Source organism: Mycobacterium paragordonae, assembly GCF_003614435.1.
GTDB lineage: Bacteria > Actinomycetota > Actinomycetes > Mycobacteriales > Mycobacteriaceae > Mycobacterium > Mycobacterium paragordonae.
The window spans coordinates 5,944,477-5,967,058 of sequence record NZ_CP025546.1 but is presented as its reverse complement, the minus strand read 5'-3'; the positions used below and the strand labels follow the sequence as shown (position 1 = coordinate 5,967,058).

Here is a 22,582-nt window from a genome sequence, read left to right as displayed (position 1 = left end):
CACAGCTGAACTGCGCGGCGCTTGATGAGCACATGCTCGATGCGGGCTGACACGTCGGTCAGCTTACCCAATGAAACAGTGATCAAGCCAACAGCGGCGGACAGCTCCCAGCCAACGGGCAGTCACGACTGCTTGAAACCTTCCAGCGTGACGGTGACACCCCGGGTGATGCCCTCGATGATCACGTCGGAGCCGCGCGCTCCGACCGTGTTGGGCGCCACCCCGAACGGGAGCCGCTGGTTCGGCAGCCGGCTGGCGAATGCCCGCAGCACCGCGTCGCGTTTGTCGTCGGGAACCGCCTGGTTGGCGGTTTCGGGTCCGGTGAGCACTCCGGTGGGGGTGATCACCAGCGTGGCCGGGTCCTCGGGGGCGATGGCCAGATCCACCGAGATGCTGACCCGGTGGTCGAAGTCGGCCGATTTCGGTGTGCCGCTGAAGACCAGTCCCCGGCTGCCGGATATGCCGGACTCGGTGGTGCCTCCGGTGGCGTCGTTGGATTCCTGAGGAGGCGCCTCAACCATCAGGTCGGTGATGCCCATAAAGCGGCCCAGGTGCACCGAGTCGATGATGATCCGGCTCTCCAGCTTCCCGACCGGTAGCTTGGCCTCCGGCCTGATCAGCCAGGACGCCTCGGTCAGGTCGATCGAGTGCATGGTGGCCTCGAGGGTCGCCTTGCCGACGGTTGCGTGGTCGACGGCGCCGGCCTTGATCTCCAGCTCGTCGTAGTGGTGGCGCACCGCCTGCGGGATGAATGGAAAGGCGATGATGGCCACGAACGGGTCAGACCCGAGGTTGCCCGCCTTGCGCACGGCGGTCGAGAGCCGGTACTCGGCGTAGATGCTCGCGCCGTAGTCGACCCCGACGGCGCCGAGCGCGATGACGCCGACGGCGATCGCCGCGGCGGTGGCAGTGACCGTGGTAGAGGCCAGAACTTTACGCACGCGGACATTCTGACACCGTCGGGCGTGTTGGGTTGCTCACAGCCGTTTCGAGACTGCGGCCCCCGCTCGCAGGTCAAAAGGGCTTGGGCTAACTGAGGGCTAACTTTCCGACTTCCCGCGGGTGTGTTACGTAAGGCCTCGTCGCCAGGCCGAATACCCCGCAGCAAGTTATCGTTAGATGATCTTGCCGCTAACGTCATATGTCGCGATGATCTGGGAGGCTTTGCCCACGACGCAGGAGGGGCGTGTTGGAGCTACTACTGCTGACCTCGGAGTTATATCCCGACCCGGTCCTACCCTCGTTGTCCCTACTGCCGCACAGCGTGCGTACCGCGCCTCCGGAGGCATCTTCGTTGCTGGAGGCCGGTAACGCCGACGCCGTGCTCGTCGACGCGCGCAACGATCTCTCTGCGGCGCGCGGCCTGTGCCGGCTGCTGAGCACGGCCGGCCGGTCCGCGCCGGTCCTGGCGGTGGTGAGCGAAGGTGGGTTGGTGGCCGTGAGCGCCGACTGGGGCCTGGACGAGATCCTGCTGCCCAGCACCGGGCCGGCCGAGATCGACGCGCGGCTGCGGCTCGTCGTGGGCCGCCGGGGTGGTCTGGCCGACCAGGAGAGTGTCGGCAAGGTGAGCCTGGGTGAGCTGGTCATCGACGAGGGCACCTACACGGCGCGGCTGCGGGGGCGCCCGCTCGACCTCACCTACAAGGAATTCGAGTTGCTGAAATACCTGGCCCAACATGCGGGCCGGGTGTTCACCCGGGCCCAGCTGCTGCACGAGGTGTGGGGCTATGACTTCTTCGGCGGCACCCGGACCGTCGACGTGCACGTCCGCCGGCTGCGCGCCAAGCTCGGCCCCGAGCATGAGGCCCTGATCGGCACGGTGCGCAACGTTGGCTACAAGGCGGTCCGGCCCGCACGCGGCCGGGCCCAGGCCGCCGAGCCCGACCGCGAATCTGAGGACGACGAATCCGACGCCGAGATGGACCCGCTGGCCGACCCGTTGCGCAGTCAGTGACCCCGCCGCAGTGGCGCACCGCCCTGGCCCGCGATGAACAGCACCAGGTTCGTGAACTCATAACGGCGGCAACAGAATTCGATGGTGTGGCCCCGGTGGGCGAGCAGTTGCTGCGGGAACTGTTGCGGGACCGCACCGGGCACCTGGTGGCCGCGGATGACGGCGGCGCGATAACCGGCTATCTGAACCTCACCCCGTCGCGCGATGAGGACGGGGCTGTATCGGAACTGGCTATGTCGGAACTGGTGGTGCGCCCACAAGCCCGGCGGGCCGGCGTCGGCACCGCACTGGTGCGCGCGGCGCTCGCCAAGACCGGCGGGCAGACCCGGTTCTGGGCGCACGGCACGCTGGAGCCGGCCCGCGCCACGGCGTCGGCGCTGGGTCTGGTCGCGGTGCGCGAGCTGCTGCAAATGCGTCGGCCGCTGGGGGATATCGCCACACCCGTGCCGCCCGACCGGTTGCGAGAGGTGCGGATCCGCACCTACGCGGGCCCTGCTGATGACGCCGAACTGCTGCGCGTCAACAACGCCGCGTTCTCCTACCATCCGGAGCAGGGTGGCTGGACCGAACGCGAGATCGAGGAGCGGCGCGGGGAATCGTGGTTCGATCCGGACGGCCTGTTCCTGGCATTCGGCCGCGACGACAAACTGCTCGGCTTCCACTGGACCAAAGTGCATCCCGACCCCGCAGGCTTGGGCGAGGTCTACGTGCTGGGAGTCGACCCGTCGGCCCAGGGCAGTGGTCTTGGGCAGCTGTTGACCTCGATCGGTCTGGCGTCGCTGGCACAGCGGCTGCACGGCAGGCCCGACGCCAACGCCATGCTCTATGTGGAGTCCGACAACGCGGCCGCGGTGCGGACCTATGAGAAGACCGGGTTCGCCGTCTACAGCGTCGACACCGCATACGCGGCCGGCTGAAACCCTTCCGCGGACGCCTTTTTCGCGGCGGGAAGCATAGTTTCCGGGCTACTTGGCAATGTTCCCGGAGATGAAACCCGGGTCGGCACTCGCAGCGACGGCCGTCGCGGTGACGATCTGCGGCGCTGCCGTGACGGCCTGCGGCAGCGACGACAACCGCGGCGCCGTGTCGCCGGGCTCGCGGGTATCCGGCGAGGGGTCGTGCGGCGGGAAGAACGCGTTGACCGCTGAGGGTTCGACGGCCCAGGAGATCGCGATCGCGGTGTTCAACCAGGTGTGGGGCCAGCTGTGTCCCGGGAAGTCGGTGGCCTACAACCCGACCGGCTCGGGTGCCGGTCGCGAGCAGTTCATCGCGGGCCATGTCGACTTCGCCGGATCGGATTCGCCGCTGGTCGCCTCCCAGATCGGGCCGGCTGCCCAGCGGTGCAACGGGAGTTCGGCGTGGGATCTGCCGCTGGTGTTCGGACCGATCGCGTTGGTGTACAACCTGCCGGGTGTTCCGAAGCTGGCCGTCGACGCCGATGCGCTGGCCAAGATCTTCAGCGGCGGCATCCGCCGCTGGGACGATCCGCTATTGGTTGCGCTCAATCCCGGTGTGGCACTGCCCAATACGGCAATAACGCCGATCTACCGCAAAGACTCCTCGGGTACCACCGACAATTTTCAGAAGTACCTGACCACGGCGGCGCCGCAGAGTTGGAGCCGTGGCGTGGGAACCGAGTTCCAGGGTGGTGTGGGTGAGGGCGCCCCTCGGTCGGCCGGCGTGGTCGAGGCGGTGCAGACCACGCCGGGAGCCATCGGGTACGTCGAGAAAGGTTTCGCCGATCGCGCCCGGGTGCCGTTCGCGCAGATCGACACGGGCAACGGCGTCGTCCCGCTGACCGACGAGACCGCCCGCAACGCCGTCAACGCCGTCACGTTCGCGGCCAGCGGGAACGATCTGGTGCTGGAGCTGGGCTCGATGTACGCCATCCAGGAGCCGACGTCCTACCCGCTGGTGCTGGCAACGTACGAGATCGTGTGCTCGGGGGGCTACGACACGGCGACGGCCGCAGCAGTGAAGGCCTTCCTCACCACTGCCGTCGACAAGGGCCAGACCGCGCTCACCTCCGCCGGGTACGTCCCGTTGCCGGATAAGGTCAAGGAGCGCCTGATCACCGCGATCAACGCACTGCAGTAACCGCACGCCGACGGGATCAACAGTGACGACGCCAAACCCAGCCGACGCGGGTTCGGGGGAAGTCGTTGCCGCGCCGTTCCCGGAACCGCCGGTGGTCCCGATCAGCCCGTGGGGCTACGGCCGGCCGCCGCTGGCGGATCGGATCTTCCGCCGACTCTCCGTGGGTGCCGGCCTGTTCGTCGTGGCCGTGATCGCCGGTGTCGGTGGTTTCCTGCTCTGGCACGCCCTGCCGGCGCTGGCCCGAAATCGGGTGAACTTCTTCACCTACCGCGGAAACTGGGTGACCGCCGACCCGTCGGCGATGCGGTTCGGCATTCTCGAACAGCTGCACGTGACGATCTTCGTGTCGGTGTTCGCGTTGGTGCTGGCGATGCCGGTGGCGTTGGGCGTGGCGCTCTATCTGACCCAGTACGCGCCGCGCAGGCTGGCAGCGCCACTGTCGTACACGGTCGATCTGCTGGCCGCGGTGCCGTCGATCATCTACGGGGTCTGGGGCCTGTATGTACTGGCGCCGCAGGTGCGGCCCGTGGCCGTCTGGCTCAACGCCCACCTCGGGGCGGTGTTCCTGTTCTCGACCGGCAATGCGTCGGCGGCCGGCGGCGGCACCATTTTCACCGCCGGGATCGTCCTGGCGGTGATGATCCTGCCGATCATCACCGCGGTGACCCGGGAAGTGTTCGTCCAGACCCCGCAGGACGAGATCGAGGCCGCGCTCGCATTGGGGGCCACCCGCTGGGAAGTGGTCAAGACGACGGTGTTGCCGTTCGGGAGATCCGGCTTCATCAGCGGGTCGATCCTGGGGTTGGGGCAGGCCCTGGGTGAGACGGTCGCTCTGCTGATCATTCTGCGCGGCACGCAGACGGCGTTCGGCTGGTCGCTGTTCGACGGCGGGTCCACTTTCGCCACCAAGATCGCCGGTGCCGCGCCCGAATTCAACAACCAGTACCAGGCGGGCGCCTACCTCGCGGCGGGTCTGGTGCTCTTCCTGCTCACCTTCGTGGTCAACGCCCTGGCCCGCGCGGCCGTGGCCGGGACCCGGGCCGCAAGGTCGCGGTCATGACCTCGATGCTGGACCGCCCGCTGAAGTGGCGGACGCTCGCCGGCCGCGGCCGGCGCCGTCGCATCGCCAACACCGTCGCGACCATCCTGGTGACGCTGGCGATGCTGCTCGCACTGGCGCCGCTGCTCTGGTTGCTGTGCTCGGTGGCGATCAACGGCTTCAAGGCGCTGACGTCGAGCACGTGGTGGACGCACTCGCAGGCCGGAACCACGGCTCTGAATCCCGGCGGCGGTGCGTACCACGCCATCGTCGGCACGCTGCTGCTCGGATTGGCATGCGCGGCGATCTCCATCCCGATCGGCGTGCTGGTAGGCATCTACCTGGTGGAATACGGTGGCCGCAGCCCGCTGGCCAGGCTGGTCACCTTCACGGTGGATATTCTCGCGGGGGTGCCCTCGATCATCGCCGCGTTGTTCATCTACGCGGTATGGGTCGCGGCGCTCGGTCTACCACGGTCCCAGTTCGCGGTGGCGTTGGCGCTGGTCCTGATGATGCTTCCGGTGATCGCGCGGGCGACCGACGAGATGCTGCGGATCGTTCCGGTGGATCTCCGGGAGGCCAGTTACGCGCTCGGGATACCGAAGTGGAAGACCATTGCCAGGGTGGTGATTCCGACCGGCCTGTCCGGCATCCTCACCGGGATCCTGCTGGCCCTGGCCCGGGTGCTGGGCGAGACGTCGCCGCTGCTCATCCTGGTCGGCTATTCGCGCGCTATGAACTTCGACATGTTCAGTGGGTTCATGGGGTCGTTGCCCGGCATGATGTATGACCAGACGGCCGTTGGCGCCGGTGCCAACCCGGTTCCGACGGAGCGGATGTGGGGTGCCGCGCTTACTCTGATCTTGCTGATTGCCATCATCAATATCGGGGCCAGGGTGGTCGCCAAGACCTTCGCCCCGAAGAAGACTTAGCCAGGAGCTGTGCCAGTTGGCCAAACGGTTGGACCTCAAAGAGGTCAACATCTACTACGGGTCGTTTCATGCGGTCGCCGACGTGACCCTGTCGGTGTTGCCGCGCAGCGTGACGGCCTTCATCGGCCCGTCCGGTTGCGGCAAGACCACGGTGCTGCGCACGCTCAACCGCATGCACGAGGTGGTGCCCGGCGGCAGGGTGGACGGCAGCGTGCTGCTCGACGATGAGGACATCTACGGCGCGCGGATCGACCCCGTCGGCGTACGCCGGGCCATCGGCATGGTGTTCCAGCGACCGAACCCCTTCCCCGCGATGTCGATTCGCGACAACGTGGTGGCCGGTCTGAAGTTGCAGGGTGTGCGCAACCGCAAGGTGCTCGACGAGACCACCGAGCACTCACTGCGCGGTGCCAACCTGTGGGACGAGGTCAAAGACCGGTTGGACAAGCCCGGCGGCGGCCTCTCCGGCGGCCAGCAGCAGCGGTTGTGTATCGCCCGCGCCATCGCCGTGCAACCCGACGTGCTGTTGATGGATGAACCCTGCTCGGCGCTGGACCCCATCTCGACGATGGCGATCGAGGAACTGATCAGCGAATTGAAGCAGGAGTACACCATCGTCATCGTCACGCACAACATGCAGCAGGCGGCGCGCGTGAGCGATCAGACGGCGTTCTTCAACCTGGAGGCCGTCGGCAAGCCCGGGCGCCTGATCGAGATCGACGACACCGAGAAGATCTTCTCCAACCCCAGCCAGAAATCCACCGAGGACTACATCTCCGGCCGGTTCGGGTAAGCGTCCCCGCGCGGCGGGGGTTGCGCGCGGCGTCTGACGCCGTCAGTGCGAGGTGGGGCTGGGCTCGCCTTCGGCGAACTTGCCGGTGGCCTGGAAGATGACCCGGCGGGCCACCTCGACGGCGTGGTCGGCGAAGCGTTCGTAGAATCGGCCCAGCAGCGTGACATCCACCGCGGCAGCTACGCCGTACTTCCACTCCCGGTCCATCAGCACGTTGAACAGGTGCCGGTGCAGGTCGTCCATCGCGTCGTCTTCTTCGCGGATCCGGGCCGCCTTCTCCGGGTCGTGGGTCTGCAGTACCTCTTGCGCGCTGTTGCCCAATTCGACTGCGATGCTTCCCATTTCGGCGAAGTAGCCGTTGACCTCTTCGGGCAGCGCGTGCTGCGGGTGCCGGCGGCGGGCGATCTTTGCGACGTGCAGCGCCAGCGCGCCCATCCGGTCGATGTCGGCGACGATCTGGATCGCGCTGACGATCGACCTCAGGTCACCGGCTACCGGCGCCTGCAGGGCCAGCAGGACGAAGGCGCTCTCCTCCGCCTGGGCGCTGAGCGCCGATATTCTCTCGTGGTCGGTGATGACCTGCTCGGCCAGCACCAGATCGGCCTGCAACAAGGCTTGAGTAGCCCGCTCCATCGCAATCCCGGCCAGCCCGCACATCTCGCCGAGTCGCTCGGATAATTCCGCGAGCTGCTCATGGTAGGCGGTTCTCATGTGTAAAGCCTACGTTCTGGACATAGCCGATGGCGTGCAGCGGCACGTCCTGTTCACAAACGATGTTGTGCTATTCGCAGGTGGTGTCGGCGGCATTGGTGACCGTCAGATCCTCCGGCAGCCGGGTCGGCGGGCTGCTGGTGTTCCGGCTGACCTGCATGCTCACCGAGGAGCCGCTGGGCGGCGGCGAACTCACCGCGCTGAAGTCCGGCCCGAGCACCACCTGGACCACCGAGCCGATCCCGGTGACCCGCTCCACCTTGGAGTTACCGAACGCCGCGGCGACCGTGGCGGCGGCCTGCTCGTTGCCGGGCGAGAAGAACACCGTCGTCGACTTCAGCGAACTCGGGTAGTCGTCCGGCGTCATCACGTTGAAGCCGTTGCGCTTGAGCTGGCCCGCGGCGGTGGCGGCCAGACCCTCGGTACCGGTGCCGTTGGACACCTGGACCGTGACCTCCTGCGGGGAGGTCGTCGTCACCTGCTCGCGGTGCAGGTCGGTGGCCGGGGCCGAGTCCGGTTGCGGCTGTGGCGGCTTCTTGGTCGTGCTGGGGCCGGTCCCGGACGTCTGCGAGGTGCCCAGACTCTGCGCGTTCTGGTCGTTTTCCTTGGGCAGCGGATCGTCGTTGATGATCGCGGTGAACAGCGCCTTCATGTCCGCGGTCCGCGGCGGCTCGTTGCCGTCCTGGTCCGTCACGCCGGTGGGCACGGTCACGAACGTGACGTGCCCGGCCGCCATGTGCTGCAGGGAACGGCCGAGTTCGACCAGGTCTTTGGTCTTGACGTTGTCCACGTAGCTGTTGCCGATGAACATGTTGACGACGTTGTTGAGCTTGTTGAGGTTCATCAACGTGTCCTCGGAGATCATCGTCCGCAGCAGCGAGGACAGGAACAGCTGCTGACGCTTGATTCGGCCGTAGTCGCCGTTGCTCTCCGTGGTGACCTGACGGGCGCGCACATAGTTCAGCGCGGTCGGACCGTCGATGACCTGGCGACCGGCGTGGGCCAGCACCGTCCCCAGCTCGTAGTCCTTCAGCGGCGTCGTGCTGCACACCTCGACTCCGCCGAGGGCCTCGACCATGCGCCCGAAGCCGACGAAGTCGATGGCGATGAAGCGGTTGACGCTCAAACCGGACAACTTCTGGATCACCTTCACCAGGCACTTGGGGCCGCCGAAGGAGAACGCGGAGTTCAGTTTGGTCTCGGTGTAGACCATCCGGGGACCGGTCTTGCCGGTCTTCGGGTCGTAGATCGGCCCGTACTTGCCGTCCTCGGGATTCCAGGCCTCGCACTGAATGGGGTTGATCGCCAGGTCGCGGGGAAACGACACCGCGACCACCCGTTTGCGGTTAGCGGGAATGTTGACCAGCATCACCGTGTCCGAACGGGCGCCACCGGCGTCCTCGGTGTCGCCGGCCCCCACATTGGCGTTCGCGCCCAGGCGCGAGTCCATGCCGACGATCAGGAAGTTCTCGTCGCCGTACTGCGCGTTGGGGTCGACGATGTCGGCGGACCCGGGGTCCAAGGCGCTGACGGTGTTCAGCTGATTGTTCTTCGACGAACTCCAGTGCCACGCGCCGCCGGTGAGGACCAGCGACAGCAGGGCGATGAGCGCCACCATGGACCGGCCCGCGATCAGGATGGGCCGCCGGCGGGACTTGCGCTTCGGGGCTTTGGCGTCGGACGCGGCAGCCGGGGAGGAGGCACGGCGTCGCTTCCGGCGCGGCGCCTGGTCCGCATCCTCCGGATAGTTGGCCGCCCCGAGGTCGGGGATTTCGGAGAGCAGTTGCAGCGAGTACGCCGGAGTGGGGATGACCTGGGTGTCGAGCAGGTCGTCGCGGTCGGCGATCTCTGGCACTTCGGCGGCCGCGGGCCATTCGGCGGCCGCGGGCTCTTCGGCGGCCGCGGGCTCGTCCTCGACCACCTCTGGTTCGTCGGCCACGTGGTGATTGGTGGGACGGTCCGGAAGGGTGGCGCCGAGCTTCGCGATCAGGTCCGCGACGCTCAGGACGCCGTCGTTGTGGCTGCCCGCGGCTTCCCGGGGTTCGGCTCCACGAGAAGAATCCGGCTCGGCTCCGGAGAAGGTGCCGGCCGACCACCGGCTCATCTCGTCGTCGGCGTGCGGTGCGGTGAAACGCTCCCACGGCGCGGCGCCTCGCAATGGCTGTGAATTTGCGGTAAGGAAGTCAGCATCACCGGCGCTCCGCGCACGCCGATGGTCAGGAGTGGCGTCTTTCCCGCCGTCACTCATGTCCTACCGGCCTCCGAAAGTCACTATGCGGACGTCCCCACCGATGGTGTGGCTTCTTCGGGCACAACGCGCACACGTAAACGCAGCACCGCCGTATCGGGCGCCGCGGAATTGCATTAAGGCTCATATCGTACTGATTTCTCGGCTGAGACGCGATTTCGAGAGTGTCTCGGTTCAGCCACCCCGGCTTGCGGATCAGCCGCCGGAGTGCATGACGTCGGCGCCTTCCGGCACCCGGCAGTCGTCGGGATCGTTGAGCCAGCCGTCGGGCAGCGACACTCGGGCCGGTGAACCCTGCCGGCCGCGTGGGCCGTTGCCGGCTTCCGGGAACGTGACGTCGCGATCCAGCCGGTCGAGCAGGTCGTCGAGTTCGTCGAGTGTCTTGACCAGCGCCAACGCCCGCCTCAGGTCGGACCCGGCCGGGAAGCCGTGCAGATACCAGGCGACGTGCTTGCGGATGTCGCGCATGCCCTTGTCTTCACCGAAATGGGCGGCCAGCAGAGCGCCGTGCCGTCGGATGATGTCGGCGACCTCGCCGAGGTTGGGCGGCTCCGGAGCCGGTGTGCCGGTGAACGCGGCCGACAGCTCGGCGAACAGCCAGGGTCGGCCGAGGCAGCCGCGGCCGATCACCACGCCGTCGCATCCCGTGGCGGCCATCATGGCCAATGCGTCGCTGGCGTCGTAGATATCGCCGTTGCCCAGCACCGGGATGGTGCGGACCTGCTGCTTGAGCAGGGCGATCTGATCCCAGTCGGCGGTGCCCGAATACCGCTGGGTGGCGGTGCGGGCGTGTAGCGCGACGGCCGCCGCGCCTTCGGCCTCGGCGATACGCCCCGCGTCGAGGTGGGTGTGGTGCTGGTCGTCGATGCCGATGCGGAACTTGACGGTCACCGGTATGTCGGTGCCGGCGGTGGCGCGCACCGCGGCGGCGACGATCTGACCAAACAGCCGCCGCTTGTAGGGCAGCGCCGCTCCGCCGCCGCGCTTGGTCACCTTGGGCACCGGGCAGCCGAAGTTCATGTCGATGTGGTCGGCCAGTCCCTCGTCGGCGATCATCTTGGCCGCGGCGAAGGTGGTGTCCGGGTCAACCGTGTACAGCTGCAGCGAGCGCGGCGACTCGTCCGGCGCGAACGTCGTCATGTGCATGGTGACCGGGTGGCGCTCGACGAGAGCGCGCGCGGTCACCATCTCGCAGACGTACAGTCCGCTGACCGTGCCTACCTTCGCCTGCTCCAGCTCACGGCACAGCGACCGGAAAGCGACGTTCGTCACCCCGGCCATGGGCGCCAGCACGACGGGGCTGGCCAGCTCGATGGTGCCGATGCGCAAAGGGCACTACCGCCCGCTCAACGTCAGCTTGCCGGCGGTCTGGTGCAGCTCGAACGCGGTGGTCTTCTTGCCCGTGCGGACTTCCCGGTCCAGCTGGCGCTGCTTGGACTGCTCGAACTTGTCGCAGGACGCTTCGAGTTCCTTGACCAGCACACCGAGATCGTCGCGCAGCGCGGCGGCCTCGCCGGTGAAGTCCTCGCGCTCGAAGATGCGCCATTTCTTCAGCACAGGCATGACCACGTCGTCGAGGTGGATGCGGGGGTCGTAGACGCCGCCGACCGCGATGACCACCGCCTTGCGCCGGAATTCGGGCACCTGGTAGCCGGGCATCTGGAAGTTGCGCAGGATCTTGTGCAGCGACTTCATCGCCTGGTTGGGCGCGATCTCGAACCCGGCCTCGCTGACGTCGCGATAGAAGATCATGTGCAGGTTCTCGTCGGCCGAGATCTTGGCCAGCATCTGGTCGGCGATCGGCTCGTTGCAGGCCTTGCCGGTGTTGCGGTGCGAGATCCGGGTGGCGAGCTCCTGGAACGTGACGTAGATGACCGAGTCGAACAGGCTCTCGGCGAACAGGTCGTCGCGCACCTGGTGGTTCTGGCCCGGGCTGAAGCCCCGGTTCACCACCTCCATGCGCAGCTTCTCCAGCTCGTAGGGGTCGACGGCGCGCGTCACCACCAGGTAGTCGCGCAGCGCGATCCCGTGCCGGTTCTCCTCAGCGGTCCAGCGGTTCACCCACTGGCCCCACGGGCCGTCCAGGCCGAAGTTCATGGTGATCTCGCGGTGATACGACGGCAGATTGTCTTCGGTCATCAGGTTCTGCACCATCGCGACCTGCGCGATGTCGGACAGCTTGGACTGCCCCGGCTCCCAATCCTGTCCACCGAGCGCGTAGAAGTTCTTCCCGTCCGACCACGGGATGTAGTCGTGCGGGTTCCAGTCTTTGTGCATGCTCTCGTGCCGGTTCAGGTACTTCTCGACCATCGGCTCGAGTTCCTGTAGCAGCTGCAGATTGGTCAGCTCGCCTGACATGGCAACTCCAGTTATCTGTGTCTGTTGGTTGCAGTCAATATATCTGTGTCCGTCAGTAGCATTCAAGTTTGCCGACGGTGTGGCGCATCACGGTGCGGTCAAGGTTGAGGAGGCTACCGCTGCAAAGGGTGCCCGGCGTGGCGCGCGGCTAATCGTGCGGCGCGGACGCGACCGCGATTTCGGCCGAGCCCTGTTCGACGTAGGTGGCGGCCGTGCCCAGCAACATGTCGACGCAGTAGTCGATGAACTGCTGGCGGGTGGCACCGAGCTGGTTGTTCAGGTACGCGGTGAACAGGGCCGTCAGCGCGCCGATCAGGCTGGTCGCGACCAGCTTCTGGGTGACCGGGTCGACGATCCGGGAGAGCTTGCGCTGCAACAGATCGATGAAGTTGGGCATCCACTCCGCCCCGGAGCGGGTCAGTACCGGCTCCACTGCGGGTGCCAGCAGCAGGACGCGCCCGCGCACCGGGTCGTCGACCATCAGCGCCACGAACTGCTCGACGGCTGCGCGGGGGGTCTTGGCCGACGTCAGCGTCGCCATCGCGCGGGTGCAGACGTCGTCGTAGACCGCGCGGACGAAGTGCTCGCGGTCGGTGAAGCTCTCGTAGAAGTACCGCTCGGTCAGGTTGGCGTGGCGGCAGACGGCGCGCACCGTGAGTGCGGGCCCGCCTTCGCCGCCAAGCAGTTCGACGCCGGCCGCCACCAACGTGTCGCGGCGCAACGCATGGCGGTCCTCCAAGGGGACGCCTGACCAGCGGCCCCGTCGTTGACCCGCCTGCACTTCGCTCCTAGAATCGATTCTGACAACGCGTGTAGTCAGATTTCTGACAGCTGAGGAATGACACCAGTGACCCAAGATACGTCCGCGGCGTGCCCGGTGACCAGCGCCGAGCCAGACGCCCCCGCCGACGGGCAGGCCGATCTGGCCGTCGGCTGCCCGGTATCACCGCTGGGCTACGAGGCTCCGCCGCAGCCGCTCGGCCCCGACTCGCTGACATGGAAGTACTTCGGCGACTGGCGCGGCATGCTGCAGGGGCCGTTCGCGGGATCCATGCAGAACATGCACCCCCAGTTGGGCGCCGCCGTGAAGGACCACTCGACTTTCCTGCGGGAGCCCCTCCCGCGGGTGATGCGGTCCCTGTACCCAATCGGCGGCGTGGTCTTCGACGGTGACCGCGCCCCGACCACCGGTGCCGAAGTGCGCGACTACCACATCGACATCAAGGGTGTCGACGACCAGGGGCGGCGCTACCACGCGTTGAACCCGGACGTCTTCTACTGGGCGCACTCGACCTTCTTCGTCGGGACGCTACACGTGGCCGAGTGGTTCTGTGGCGGTCTGACCGAAGCGGAGAAGCGGCAGCTGTTCGACGAACACGTCCAGTGGTACCGGATGTACGGGATGAGCATGCGGCCGGTGCCGAAGTCCTGGGAAGAGTTCCAGGTCTACTGGGATCACATGTGCCGCAACGTTTTAGAGGACAACTTCGCGACCCGGGTGGTCCTTGATCTGACGAATTACGGCAAGCCGCCGATCGCGCCGTGGCTGCCCGACTGGCTGTGGTCGGCCATGACCAAGCTGTCCGCGCCGTTCTTTCTCTGGCTGACGGTCGGCCTGTATCACCCGGCCGTCCGGGAGCGGTTGGGTTATCGGTGGTCAGGCCGCGACGAGTGGCTGCACCGGCGCTTCGGCAGCGTGGTGCGCGCGGTTTTCGCGTTCGTGCCGGTCCGGTACCGGAAGCACCCGCGGGCCCGTGCCGGACTCGACCGCGCATCCGGGCGCATTCCGGCCGACGCACCGCTGCCGCAGACGCCGGCCCGCAACCTGCCACCGCTGGACGAGCGGGGTGACCCCAAGCACTACTGCCCGGAGGTCTGAGGGCTCAGTGCGTGTGGCTGTGCACCTCTTCGAGACCGGACTGGTGCACGTGCTGGTGCGTGTGTTCGGTGCCGTCGCCGTGTGAGTGAGCGTGCTCGTGCGCGACGTGCTCGTGCTCATGGGTGGTGTGGGCGTGGCTGTGGTGCACGTCCCCGTGTTGGTGTTCGTGGGCGTGGGCCTCATCGTGGGTGTGCTCGGACATTTTCTTTCTCCTTATCGTGAAAATTATTGTGACGCTTGACGTTTGATCGCCTTGACGCCGCCGTCGCCGCGATGGTGGCCGGGAACTCCGGGGCCGGCGTGTTCGGCGTTGTAGACGGCGTCGATGACCAGCTGGCGCACGTGGTCGTTCTCCAGGCTGTAGAAGATCGTGGTGCCGTCGCGACGGGTCCGCACCAGGCGTGCCATGCGCAACTTCGCCAGGTGCTGGGAGACCGAAGGGGCGGGTTTGCCCACATGCTCGGCGAGTTCGTTGACCGACATCTCGTGTTTGGCCAGCGACCACAACACCTGCACGCGGGTGGCGTCGGCGAGCATCCGGAAGACCTCGACCACCAGGCCGACCTGGTCATCCGGCAGCCGATCAGCTCTACTATCTGCGTGCATACGTAGATAATAGTTTAGTCTGCGGGCGCGGTGTCAAGCTGAGCGCGTTGTCAGTCGGGAACGACGGTCGCCTGGCGCCGGCCGCCGTTGCGCTGCTGCCACGTGCGGTAGACGTCGACGGCGGCCTCCTGGATCTCCGGGCGGGTTTCCTCGCGAATCGGCAGCCGGCGGTCTCGCCAGTCCTTGGCGAACTCGTCATAGAACGTGGCCAGCTCGAAGTATTTGCGGTCGTCGACGTAGTACGGCTCGTAGGCGTCGCGGGTCGTCAGGAACACGACCTGGTCGGGGGAGCAGTAATAGAGCGAACCCAGGCACATCGGGCAGGGGTGGGCCAGTACGTAGATGGTGGTGCCGACCAGATGCTCGGTGCCGAGTCTGGTGCATGCCTCGCGGATCGCCAGGATCTCGGCGTGCGCGGTGGGGTCGTGGGTCTGCGCCACCTTATTAGCGCTTTCGGCGAGAACCTCACCGTCCTTGACGATGACCGTCGCGAACGGGCGACCCCCTTCGGCGACGTTCCGGCGGGCGAGGTCGATGGTTCGCTGTGCGAAGTCGGTCACATCCCGCAGGGTAGCCCGCAGAATCATTGGTGGTTCTGTGATAGTAACTAGGTTATCTATATTTCTCGGTTAAAGGCTGACTTAGAGGGAGTGCAATGGTGCGTACCGATCGGGATCGCTGGGACCTTGCGACGAGTGTCGGTGCGACGGCAACCATGGTCGCCGCCCAGCGGGCGCTGGCTTCCGACCCCGAACACGCGCTGATCGACGACCCGTTCGCGGCGCCGCTGGTGCGCGCGGTGGGCATCGACGTCTACACCCGCCTGGTGAATGGTCAGATTCCGGTCGACGACGACTCCGAGTTCGACCCGCAGCGGATGGCCCGGGGCATGGCCTGCCGGACCAGGTTCTACGACGACTTCTTCATGGACGCCACGCGCAGCGGCGTGGCTCAGGCGGTCATTCTGGCGTCGGGTCTGGATGCGCGCGCCTACCGGCTGCCGTGGCCGGCGGGCACCGTCCTCTACGAGGTCGACATGCCGGAGGTGATCGAGTTCAAGACTCTGACGCTGAGCGACCTGGGCGCCGAGCCCACCGCCGAGCGCCGGACCGTCGCCGTCGACCTGCGTGACGACTGGGCTTCGGCGCTGCGGGCGGCCGGGTTCGACGCGTCGGCCCCGTCGGCGTGGAGCGCCGAGGGCCTGCTGGTGTATCTGCCGGACGACGCGCAGGACGCGCTGTTCGACAACATCACCGCGCTGAGCGCGCCGGGCAGCCAACTGGCGTTCGAATTCGTCCCGGACACCCGGATCTTCCAGGACGAGCGTTGGCGCGCACACCATGACCGGATGGCCGAACTCGGCTTCGAGATCGATTTCAACGACCTCGTCTACCACGCCGAGCGCAGCCACATCCTCGATCACCTGGCAGGCGCCGGCTGGCAGACCTCCGCGCACACCACCAAGGAACTGCACGAGGCCAACGGGTTCGCCTACCCCGACGATGAACTCGCCGAGGCGTTTGCGGACGTGACGTTCGCCAGCGCGGTGTTCCGGCCCTAGCTGGGGCTGGGCTGGTTCCGGAGCAGTTCGTCCTTCAGGCGGCTGGTGAGCATGTCCTGGAACACCGTCTGCGCCGGGGCGTAGAGGTCCCGGTAGGTCGAGACGAGCGCGTCGCGGTTGTACTCCGGGATGGCGCCGGTGGGTGGCGTCCAGAAGCTGTCGATGTCCATCAGGAAGAACTGGCCGGTCTGGGCCGGCGTGACGCGGCGCAGGTGGTAGCTCGGGTCGAGCGCCTGACCGACACCCGGTCCGTACCGCACGATGAGTGACTTGCCCGGCTGGGCCTCGCGGTAGACGGCGGCGCCCTGCCATTCGGTCAGGGTCAGTCCGCCGGGCGCCAGGCGCTGCGGGCCGAGCAGGCTCTCGTCGATCCAGTTGGTCCACTCGATCCGGCCGTCGACCCCGGCGGGGACCCGGATCTCCAGGACGTAGCGCAGACCGATGCGCTCGATGCCCACGATCGACGAGACCGCCGAACGCGCGTCGACGACCCGCAACGCGATGTCCAGGAAGGTGTCGAAGTTGCTGTATGCGCTGGTCTCGACGACGATCGCCTGATTCTTGAGCGACGCGGCGGTGGTGTTCTCGCGGTTGGAGTAGCGCACGAAGCGATCCGCCACCGGCTGCGGGGGCTGACCGGGGGCGGTCATGCCCCACTGGACATCCTGGGCCTGGCGTTCGATCGGCAGGTCGTTCAGCAGCAGATGCTTGAGTTCGCGGCTGGCCGTCTCGGTCAGAGAGTCTGTTGCCGGGTGACGGATCTCCAGCGTCACCAGGGCTACGGGGGCGTTGGGTTGTACCTCAGCGGGATTCACGTCCGGAAGCATAGCCGCGAGCTTAACGAAGCGTGATGGCAATCACCCGGAGCGTCCGATCTCGGCTCGTCCTTTCGGGCTTTGAACGGGTGGCGCGCCAGGTCGCAGCCGTTTGAGGGCGGTTCGACGCCGGGTGGGTGCCCCCAGTAGGACTCGAACCTACGACCTGCGGATTAAAAGTCCGTAGCTCTACCAACTGAGCTATAGGGGCGGCGGAGACTCACAATACTGGGTGCCGGCGGAGGGCTCGTTTGAGGATTGGGGCCGGGGTGACCTAAGCTGGCTTGGCTCCCAACAGTAATTGCGTTGGCAGTGCCCCGGAGAGATTCGGTTCTGGCCCCCTTCGTCTAGCGGCCTAGGACGCCGCCCTTTCAAGGCGGTAGCGCGGGTTCGAATCCCGTAGGGGGTACTGGCTACGCGGGTACCCGTGGAGCAAAGCAGTACAGCAAGGCCCTGTGGCGCAGTTGGTTAGCGCGCCGCCCTGTCACGGCGGAGGTCGCGGGTTCGAGTCCCGTCAGGGTCGCCAGCACGGCGAGGCACACGCTGCCTGCCGGCTTTCGGCCAGGTAGCTCAGTCGGTACGAGCGTCCGCCTGAAAAGCGGAAGGTCGGCGGTTCGATCCCGCCCCTGGCCACCATCTCTGACCTGCTTGTATGCGGCGACAGCACTCTTTGGATTGATTGCCTTGTCCGGTTCCTGTCCGTTCACCAGGTTGGCGACGGTGCTGCAAAGCGTGTCGAGGTTGGCGGCTACTTGACCGAGGTCTGATCAGAGGTCGCTGTCGGCATTCGCGCTAACGGTTGGTGTCAAATGCCTGATTGTTTTTTGGACGTAGCGAAGGTCGGCGCCTGATACCCGGGCCAGGCTGGCGTAGACGTGCCGAAGGTTGTGAATCGTTAAGGGTTAGTTCGGCTTTCCTGAGTGTGTCGTTCCAGTGGGCGTGTCCGGCGCCGGAAAAGCCACCTGCCTGCCCCTCGCCACCGGGAAGACGTTTTCGATGACCAAGTCGTCACCGCCGCCATGACCGACCGGATTGTGCATCACGTCGCGGACGTCCTGGCCCTCAACCGTTCCAATTGCCGACTCGACGAAGACGCCAGAATCGATACGTGTCCCCGCCCGAGCAGACAACACGGCACAGTGGATTCGATTACGTGGGCACTTTTCTGCCGATCATAAAAGCTTCAAGCGGGCCGCCAAATCCTTATAACTGCGGTAGCCGAGCGCTATGACCCTCTTTGCACGGTTGCCTTTGAAACGTCTCCACGCTCAACGGGACGCGAAGGGTCCTCGGACAGACCAGGGTGCACCGGCCCTCGGGCCCGGTTATTGGCATCTAAAGTCGTCAGACGAGGACGGCCACATCGCGTTCTTGTCTCATAGCGTCGGAGTGTTTCGCAGCTCAAATGATCGCTAGGGTCGTACCCTGGGCGCGCTTAAAGTGCCGACACACTTGCATCAGCAACCGCCGAGGCCACTTCTTTGGGAACATCACCGTATTTCAGCTGGCGGACAGAGTGAGCGTACGCGAACGCCATCACGGCTTCTTCAGAATCCGACTCTAACGCCCACTGGCGGCAGGCAGCAGCGAAGCTCCTAAACGGACTCGAGTCGTAGCATGCCTCGACATCGGGCCACAAATCCCAGCGGATGCTGGAGTGAAATTCAGCTGCTCGAGCAGGGCCCTGCCGATTGTAGATAAGGCTAAGTTCGAGCGTCACAGGGTCGACCGCCGTGTAATCGACCCCAACATCGCCGTAGTCAACGATCATTGGGCGCCGATCACTATCCACTAATACATTACCGCCGTGCAAGTCGCCATGAACGATTCCTTGCCGCATTGATATCGAACGTGCTTCCCTACGCCCAAAGTCGTTAGCGTCAAATCCGTTAGAGATCAGCTCCGCGTCGGATATGCGAGATTGCCTCAGGTCTCGAAGATCCACTGGAATTGTGTTCGTGACCTCGGACCAGGGTTGCAAAGCCTGACGTAGTCTAGCCACGACCTCGGCGGCACAACCAGGCGTTTGTCGCAAGAATTCGAATAAGGTCATATATCGGTCATCTGCTAAAGTCAGGACGAGGGCAGACTTCTTCCTTAATCCTGCTCGCATAGGCGGTAATGCAGGCGCAAAGTGCCCTGGCTGGAGGCGATTAGCCACATACTTGTTGTACCGCTCGGATTCGTCGGCGGAATTGCTGTGAGAATCAAGCTTGATCAACACCTTCGCCGATGCTTGGATGTCAGATTCGAGTCGGACACGCCCAACGGCTGCACCTGAAAGGCCGGACGAGGCCTCGACGACGACCCTGCTGTGACCAGTTGACGCAGCATAGACGCGGACCGCTCGATCAAACATCGGTTCATCAAGTTCAGAACCCGTGACAGTGCAAGAGGACTGCAACGATTCGCAAGCTCCTAATAGCGTCTCAAGATACTGTTCGAGCCCCATAAGATCGTCTTTTTCGATCAATTGGACAAGCCGAAAATTCGCAATACCAAAGACATTTTCAAGCCCACCACCGGACAGATGGTCTTTTGTATTCTTTGGCGTGGCGAAGGCGGTTAAAAATGCGAGTGGAGTACCGGGGGCCAGCTCCCGTGCACGACCGTGTACTGCCAGCCCGTGACTTTCGTCCACATCCGCACTCTCGTTATTTGGTGGAATGCGAAGATCACATATCACCAGATCAAACGAGCGCTGTTCGATTTCCGCGATTGCGTCGTCGCGACATCTAGCGACGCTGATTTCACAGCTGTTTGAAATGCGCCTAATGATCGAGCTTGTCTGTCGCGCGCTTCTATCCTCATCCTCGACCAGAAGAATCTTCACTCGTCCTCCAGTTGCCGCTGTTGCTCGAAAACCCACAGAATCTCACACGCCGTCCCGCCGTGTTCTCGAGGATACAGGCGGATACAGCCACCGAGCGAGTGAATCGCACGCCGCGCTATAGGAAGACCAAACCCAAAATGCTCTTCTTTCGATTTCTTTGTGACACCCGGCATCCAAACTTTTGTTGCACTTTCGGGAAGGCCGATTCCTTCGTCGAGTATGGCTACCCAAGCTTTTCCTGACGAAGCGCCGCAATTTACCACAACTTGTTTGCCGGTCGATTCACTCGCTTCGACTGCATTACGAAATGCATTTTGTAGAGCCAACTTTAGAAGGTTCGGATCGCCTTTTACAATCACTGGGTCACTCCGAGTAGCTACGAGCTGGTCTTGCGAAAACTTCCCATTGGCAATTTCTTCCACAATCAGATTTCCCAAGTCGAACTCGATAAGCTGAGGCGATGAGGCAGCTTCATTCAACCGTTGAATAGCTTGAAGAAATTCACGAATACGAATAATGGCCCGGGCCGTCTTAGATGTCTCGAAAGCAGCGCCAATCTCGTCGCGTGCGAACACATTTATATCCGTAACCAACGGCCGGATTTCATGTAAGAACGACTTGGTTACGAATTCGATAGCTTGCGCTCGGACATCTTCGAGGTCTACGGCACTGGCTTCGGATATCCAGCCTTCCCCACGGTCTGGGGCACCACTCCTTTCCCACCGTTGCAAAGCGCGATCTAATGCCGCTCGCACCCATGAACTCGGTTCTTCGTTCCGTAGCCTTCTTATTTCAGCTAACGAAGGAGCTGTTTCTAGTGCGATCAACATTCTTGCGCCGCGAAGACGTTCAGACGAATCTTTATGTCGGAGGAGCGCACTGACTTCATCGGCGTTCACGAAAGCTCGATTCCCTCTAACTCGTAAAAACGTGATCGCTTCGTAAACGCCTCTATCCCGCCTTCCATTAATGCTGTGATGTGTAACACCGTATTCCGGTCGTCGAGCGGACCTACGTGTGAGACAGAGCCGTGTTCGCCGTCTGATGTCATGACAGCCACTTGATCCGCCTCTCCGAGAACGGGGATGTTGGCATTATGTGACGAAAATATAAATTGGTCTTGTCCGCGCCTTTGCCGCAATGCAGTTACTAGAGTGGATGCAATGAATGCGTTGTCCAAGTGGTCCTCGGGCTGGTCGATTATCAGAGTGTCGCCATGACGGCCGAGAAGAACGGGAAGTACAACGGTGCAACGCTGCCCAATGGACAGCCGGTCAGTCGACTTATATTCGGGCCCGTCCAGAAGTTCGAGAGCGATACCGTCGCCGATTTCTGCAGCAATGATGTCGGCTAGTTGCCGACCGTTAAGCGCGGATATTATGGTTTGTGCGCGATCTGATCTGATGCCGAGTGCGGATCCAAGGGCTGCTGCGTCGTTTAATTCGACCCATTGGACCAGCTCAAATGGAGCGACTTCTCTTGCAATTTGGGGCGCAAGGTTATTGTAATGTATGCCGCTACCGCGTAACGCCGAGATAATCGCAGACTGGTAAGCGTCAACGTTCTCGGACTGGGTCACCCTCGCCCGAATTGCGGGCGACAGGTCACGACTTAATTGGCTGCAAATGTTCTGACGCTCTTTAAAGATCGCACTGCGTCTTTTCTCGAGATCAGCGTAAAGCCCGTCCCGCTCCTCCGCCAAGCGATCGAATCGTTTTGTTCTTTCATCCAGAAGGTTCGCCAAGGCCTTCAATCGGCCATGTTGTTCCTCTAATTCCGCCACGCGACGGGATGCCTGGCCAATACCTGCCTGCACTAAGTCGAGCTGCTGCCGAAGATGTCGACTTTGTGTTTCCACGGAGGCGCGAAGAGCCGCAGTTTGTGCGATGGCAGATGTCAGATTAGCATCCAGTTGGGACAACGCTTCTCTCGCTGACCCGAGCGCATCATGCAGTTGTCGTAGGTGGACTCGGTATGTGACAGCAACATCAATTGCAGCGGTTTCGGGCCATGGCTGAATTAATCTATCAGCCCGTCTGTACAAGTCCGTTAGATCTCTGGCAAAGCTTGTGACCTCTTCGACATCCTGATTGAGTATCGTCTCGCGGGTTGCAATAACGCTGCTTACCTGTTGCAACTCTTGAAGCTCGTTCTGCTGAGCTTGCGTGGTACTCGAGACATCGAGGATGTCTTTTTGCTGTTTCCTCGCTGTATCCAGCGTTTCTTCGATAGCACTCAGGGCTTCGGTTTCGTCTGCAATAGCCCGCATTTCCTTAAGTAGTGCAGCTAATTCGGCGGTCTGGCTTTTTAGTCGCGAACGAATCGAGATAAGCTCCCGATTGTCTTCCTCCCGTTTGCTGCGAAAGCGGTCAATCAGATGGAGGCGACCTGCTGCTTGGGCACCCACTGCTTCGACTTCACTTTGGGCCAAGACGGTGCACGAAAAATTGGCTTTTGGTTGAGAATATGTAAAATTTCCAGCCGCTGATCTAGTTACCGTGTACCGCTGGTTTTGATCACTAAAAGTGATAGTTACTGCGCCGCCGTCTAAGATGGCTACGGCTTGCTGGTGACCGCGACTTAACGCGTCTTCCGTAAACGCACCCGCGCCTGTGCAATATCGAATCAGCTCGATAAGAGATGTCTTGCCTGTGCCTCTTGCGCCTATAATGACGTTTAATCCGGGCACGAAATCAAGATCGAGTCCTGCCAGGAAACCCTCTGATTCGACCTGCAGTCGCTCTAGGTACATCGGT

General features: G+C 64.0%; 21 protein-coding genes, 4 tRNA genes and 1 pseudogene. 11 read left to right on the top strand and 15 right to left on the bottom strand.

Going from position 1 to position 22,582, the window contains the following annotated elements:
- Nucleotides 1-122: 122 nt before the first annotated feature.
- A complete protein-coding gene (lmeA, locus tag C0J29_RS26630; protein WP_120794058.1) occupies nt 123-941 on the bottom strand; it encodes a mannan chain length control protein LmeA in 819 nt (272 codons plus the stop codon).
- 245 nt (nt 942-1,186) lie between these two features.
- Between lmeA and C0J29_RS26625 the strand changes: the two genes are divergently transcribed.
- The 6 genes from C0J29_RS26625 to pstB all read left to right on the top strand — a co-directional run bounded on the left by C0J29_RS26625 (nt 1,187) and on the right by pstB (nt 6,815).
- Nucleotides 1,187-1,954, top strand: coding sequence for a winged helix-turn-helix transcriptional regulator (locus tag C0J29_RS26625; RefSeq protein ID WP_120794057.1), 768 nt, complete (start codon nt 1,187-1,189; stop codon nt 1,952-1,954).
- Nucleotides 1,951-2,871: a mycothiol synthase gene (mshD, locus tag C0J29_RS26620; protein ID WP_120794056.1), complete on the top strand. Its 921-nt coding sequence runs from the start codon at nt 1,951-1,953 to the stop codon at nt 2,869-2,871. Before C0J29_RS26625 ends, mshD begins: the two co-directional genes overlap by 4 nt.
- A gap of 70 nt (nt 2,872-2,941) precedes the next feature.
- The gene (gene pstS / locus C0J29_RS26615; protein ID WP_065045342.1) at nt 2,942-4,051 is read left to right on the top strand and encodes a phosphate ABC transporter substrate-binding protein PstS; all 1,110 of its coding nucleotides are present in this window, start codon (nt 2,942-2,944) and stop codon (nt 4,049-4,051) included.
- Between the two features lie 22 nt (nt 4,052-4,073).
- Complete coding sequence (gene pstC / locus C0J29_RS26610; protein WP_120794055.1) at nt 4,074-5,111, top strand: phosphate ABC transporter permease subunit PstC; 1,038 nt, start codon at nt 4,074-4,076, stop codon at nt 5,109-5,111.
- Nucleotides 5,108-6,022 carry a phosphate ABC transporter permease PstA gene (gene pstA, locus C0J29_RS26605; protein WP_065045309.1) on the top strand — a complete coding sequence of 305 codons (915 nt, stop codon included), beginning with the start codon at nt 5,108-5,110 and terminating at the stop codon, nt 6,020-6,022. The genes pstC and pstA overlap by 4 nt, the downstream gene beginning before the upstream one ends.
- A gap of 16 nt (nt 6,023-6,038) precedes the next feature.
- Nucleotides 6,039-6,815 (top strand): phosphate ABC transporter ATP-binding protein PstB, encoded by a 777-nt coding sequence (gene pstB, locus C0J29_RS26600; protein ID WP_065045308.1) that lies wholly within the window; start codon nt 6,039-6,041, stop codon nt 6,813-6,815.
- A 42-nt stretch (nt 6,816-6,857) separates the two neighbouring features.
- On the opposite strand, the gene phoU is transcribed toward pstB, so the two are convergent.
- The 5 genes from phoU to C0J29_RS26575 form a co-directional block, all read right to left on the bottom strand.
- Nucleotides 6,858-7,526 carry a phosphate signaling complex protein PhoU gene (gene phoU / locus C0J29_RS26595; RefSeq protein WP_120794054.1) on the bottom strand — a complete coding sequence of 223 codons (669 nt, stop codon included), beginning with the start codon at nt 7,524-7,526 and terminating at the stop codon, nt 6,858-6,860.
- A 70-nt stretch (nt 7,527-7,596) separates the two neighbouring features.
- A complete protein-coding gene (locus C0J29_RS26590; RefSeq protein ID WP_371872505.1) occupies nt 7,597-9,630 on the bottom strand; it encodes an LCP family protein in 2,034 nt (677 codons plus the stop codon).
- A 339-nt stretch (nt 9,631-9,969) separates the two neighbouring features.
- Nucleotides 9,970-11,103: a tRNA dihydrouridine synthase DusB gene (gene dusB, locus C0J29_RS26585; protein WP_120794052.1), complete on the bottom strand. Its 1,134-nt coding sequence runs from the start codon at nt 11,101-11,103 to the stop codon at nt 9,970-9,972.
- A 6-nt stretch (nt 11,104-11,109) separates the two neighbouring features.
- The gene (locus C0J29_RS26580; RefSeq protein WP_065045304.1) at nt 11,110-12,132 is read right to left on the bottom strand and encodes an acyl-ACP desaturase; all 1,023 of its coding nucleotides are present in this window, start codon (nt 12,130-12,132) and stop codon (nt 11,110-11,112) included.
- A 148-nt stretch (nt 12,133-12,280) separates the two neighbouring features.
- The gene (locus C0J29_RS26575) at nt 12,281-12,913 is read right to left on the bottom strand and encodes a TetR/AcrR family transcriptional regulator (protein WP_082978042.1); all 633 of its coding nucleotides are present in this window, start codon (nt 12,911-12,913) and stop codon (nt 12,281-12,283) included.
- A 66-nt stretch (nt 12,914-12,979) separates the two neighbouring features.
- Between C0J29_RS26575 and C0J29_RS26570 the strand changes: the two genes are divergently transcribed.
- On the top strand, nt 12,980-14,011 hold the full coding sequence (locus C0J29_RS26570; protein WP_120794051.1) for an oxygenase MpaB family protein: 1,032 nt from the start codon (nt 12,980-12,982) through the stop codon (nt 14,009-14,011).
- A gap of 4 nt (nt 14,012-14,015) precedes the next feature.
- Here C0J29_RS26570 and C0J29_RS26565 read toward each other — a convergent pair whose 3' ends face one another.
- The 3 genes from C0J29_RS26565 to C0J29_RS26555 are packed head-to-tail and all read right to left on the bottom strand — an operon-like array spanning nt 14,016 to nt 15,204.
- Entirely contained in the window at nt 14,016-14,213 is a 198-nt protein-coding gene (locus C0J29_RS26565; RefSeq protein WP_120794050.1) for a zinc transporter Slc39a7, read from the bottom strand.
- 23 nt (nt 14,214-14,236) lie between these two features.
- Complete coding sequence (locus tag C0J29_RS26560; RefSeq protein ID WP_120794049.1) at nt 14,237-14,617, bottom strand: ArsR/SmtB family transcription factor; 381 nt, start codon at nt 14,615-14,617, stop codon at nt 14,237-14,239.
- 50 nt (nt 14,618-14,667) lie between these two features.
- Nucleotides 14,668-15,204, bottom strand: coding sequence for a nucleoside deaminase (locus tag C0J29_RS26555; protein WP_120794048.1), 537 nt, complete (start codon nt 15,202-15,204; stop codon nt 14,668-14,670).
- A gap of 68 nt (nt 15,205-15,272) precedes the next feature.
- On the opposite strand from C0J29_RS26555, the gene C0J29_RS26550 reads away from it, so the two are divergent.
- Nucleotides 15,273-16,178, top strand: a complete 906-nt coding sequence (locus C0J29_RS26550) for an SAM-dependent methyltransferase (protein WP_065162429.1) — start codon at nt 15,273-15,275, stop codon at nt 16,176-16,178.
- On the opposite strand, the gene C0J29_RS26545 is transcribed toward C0J29_RS26550, so the two are convergent.
- Both C0J29_RS26545 and C0J29_RS26540 read right to left on the bottom strand, forming a co-directional pair.
- A complete protein-coding gene (locus tag C0J29_RS26545; RefSeq protein WP_065045298.1) occupies nt 16,175-17,005 on the bottom strand; it encodes a TIGR04255 family protein in 831 nt (276 codons plus the stop codon). The genes C0J29_RS26550 and C0J29_RS26545 overlap by 4 nt on opposite strands.
- A gap of 126 nt (nt 17,006-17,131) precedes the next feature.
- A tRNA-Lys gene (locus C0J29_RS26540) sits at nt 17,132-17,204 on the bottom strand.
- Nucleotides 17,205-17,329: 125 nt separating this feature from the next.
- Here C0J29_RS26540 and C0J29_RS26535 point away from each other — a divergent pair.
- The 3 genes from C0J29_RS26535 (at nt 17,330) to C0J29_RS26525 (ending at nt 17,629) form a co-directional block, all read left to right on the top strand.
- Nucleotides 17,330-17,402: transfer RNA gene (locus C0J29_RS26535), tRNA-Glu, on the top strand.
- A gap of 40 nt (nt 17,403-17,442) precedes the next feature.
- A tRNA-Asp gene (locus C0J29_RS26530) sits at nt 17,443-17,519 on the top strand.
- A gap of 33 nt (nt 17,520-17,552) precedes the next feature.
- A tRNA-Phe gene (locus tag C0J29_RS26525) sits at nt 17,553-17,629 on the top strand.
- Nucleotides 17,630-17,664: 35 nt separating this feature from the next.
- Here the strand turns inward: C0J29_RS26525 and C0J29_RS34020 are convergent.
- The 4 genes and pseudogenes from C0J29_RS34020 to C0J29_RS26505 all read right to left on the bottom strand — a co-directional run.
- Nucleotides 17,665-17,935: pseudogene (locus C0J29_RS34020) on the bottom strand (site-specific integrase); the annotation flags it as partial.
- A 493-nt stretch (nt 17,936-18,428) separates the two neighbouring features.
- Nucleotides 18,429-19,826 carry a response regulator gene (locus C0J29_RS26515; protein WP_162951556.1) on the bottom strand — a complete coding sequence of 466 codons (1,398 nt, stop codon included), beginning with the start codon at nt 19,824-19,826 and terminating at the stop codon, nt 18,429-18,431.
- Complete coding sequence (locus C0J29_RS26510; RefSeq protein WP_162951555.1) at nt 19,823-20,725, bottom strand: sensor histidine kinase; 903 nt, start codon at nt 20,723-20,725, stop codon at nt 19,823-19,825. Before C0J29_RS26510 ends, C0J29_RS26515 begins: the two co-directional genes overlap by 4 nt.
- Complete coding sequence (locus tag C0J29_RS26505) at nt 20,722-22,578, bottom strand: AAA family ATPase (protein WP_120794045.1); 1,857 nt, start codon at nt 22,576-22,578, stop codon at nt 20,722-20,724. The genes C0J29_RS26510 and C0J29_RS26505 overlap by 4 nt, the downstream gene beginning before the upstream one ends.
- Between the last annotated feature and the right edge of the window lie 4 nt (nt 22,579-22,582).

Coding starts and splice junctions, on each gene's coding strand:
- pstS (WP_065045342.1), top strand. CDS start 2,942: ATGAAACCCGGGTCGGCACTCGCAGCGACGGCCGTCGCGGTGACGATC.
- pstA (WP_065045309.1), top strand. CDS start 5,108: ATGACCTCGATGCTGGACCGCCCGCTGAAGTGGCGGACGCTCGCCGGC.
- phoU (WP_120794054.1), bottom strand. CDS start 7,526: ATGAGAACCGCCTACCATGAGCAGCTCGCGGAATTATCCGAGCGACTC.
- C0J29_RS26590 (WP_371872505.1), bottom strand. CDS start 9,630: ATGAGCCGGTGGTCGGCCGGCACCTTCTCCGGAGCCGAGCCGGATTCT.
- C0J29_RS26580 (WP_065045304.1), bottom strand. CDS start 12,132: ATGTCAGGCGAGCTGACCAATCTGCAGCTGCTACAGGAACTCGAGCCG.
- C0J29_RS26565 (WP_120794050.1), bottom strand. CDS start 14,213: ATGTCCGAGCACACCCACGATGAGGCCCACGCCCACGAACACCAACAC.
- C0J29_RS26560 (WP_120794049.1), bottom strand. CDS start 14,617: ATGCACGCAGATAGTAGAGCTGATCGGCTGCCGGATGACCAGGTCGGC.
- C0J29_RS26555 (WP_120794048.1), bottom strand. CDS start 15,204: ATGATTCTGCGGGCTACCCTGCGGGATGTGACCGACTTCGCACAGCGA.
- C0J29_RS26550 (WP_065162429.1), top strand. CDS start 15,273: ATGGTGCGTACCGATCGGGATCGCTGGGACCTTGCGACGAGTGTCGGT.
- C0J29_RS26545 (WP_065045298.1), bottom strand. CDS start 17,005: ATGCTTCCGGACGTGAATCCCGCTGAGGTACAACCCAACGCCCCCGTA.
- C0J29_RS26505 (WP_120794045.1), bottom strand. CDS start 22,578: ATGTACCTAGAGCGACTGCAGGTCGAATCAGAGGGTTTCCTGGCAGGA.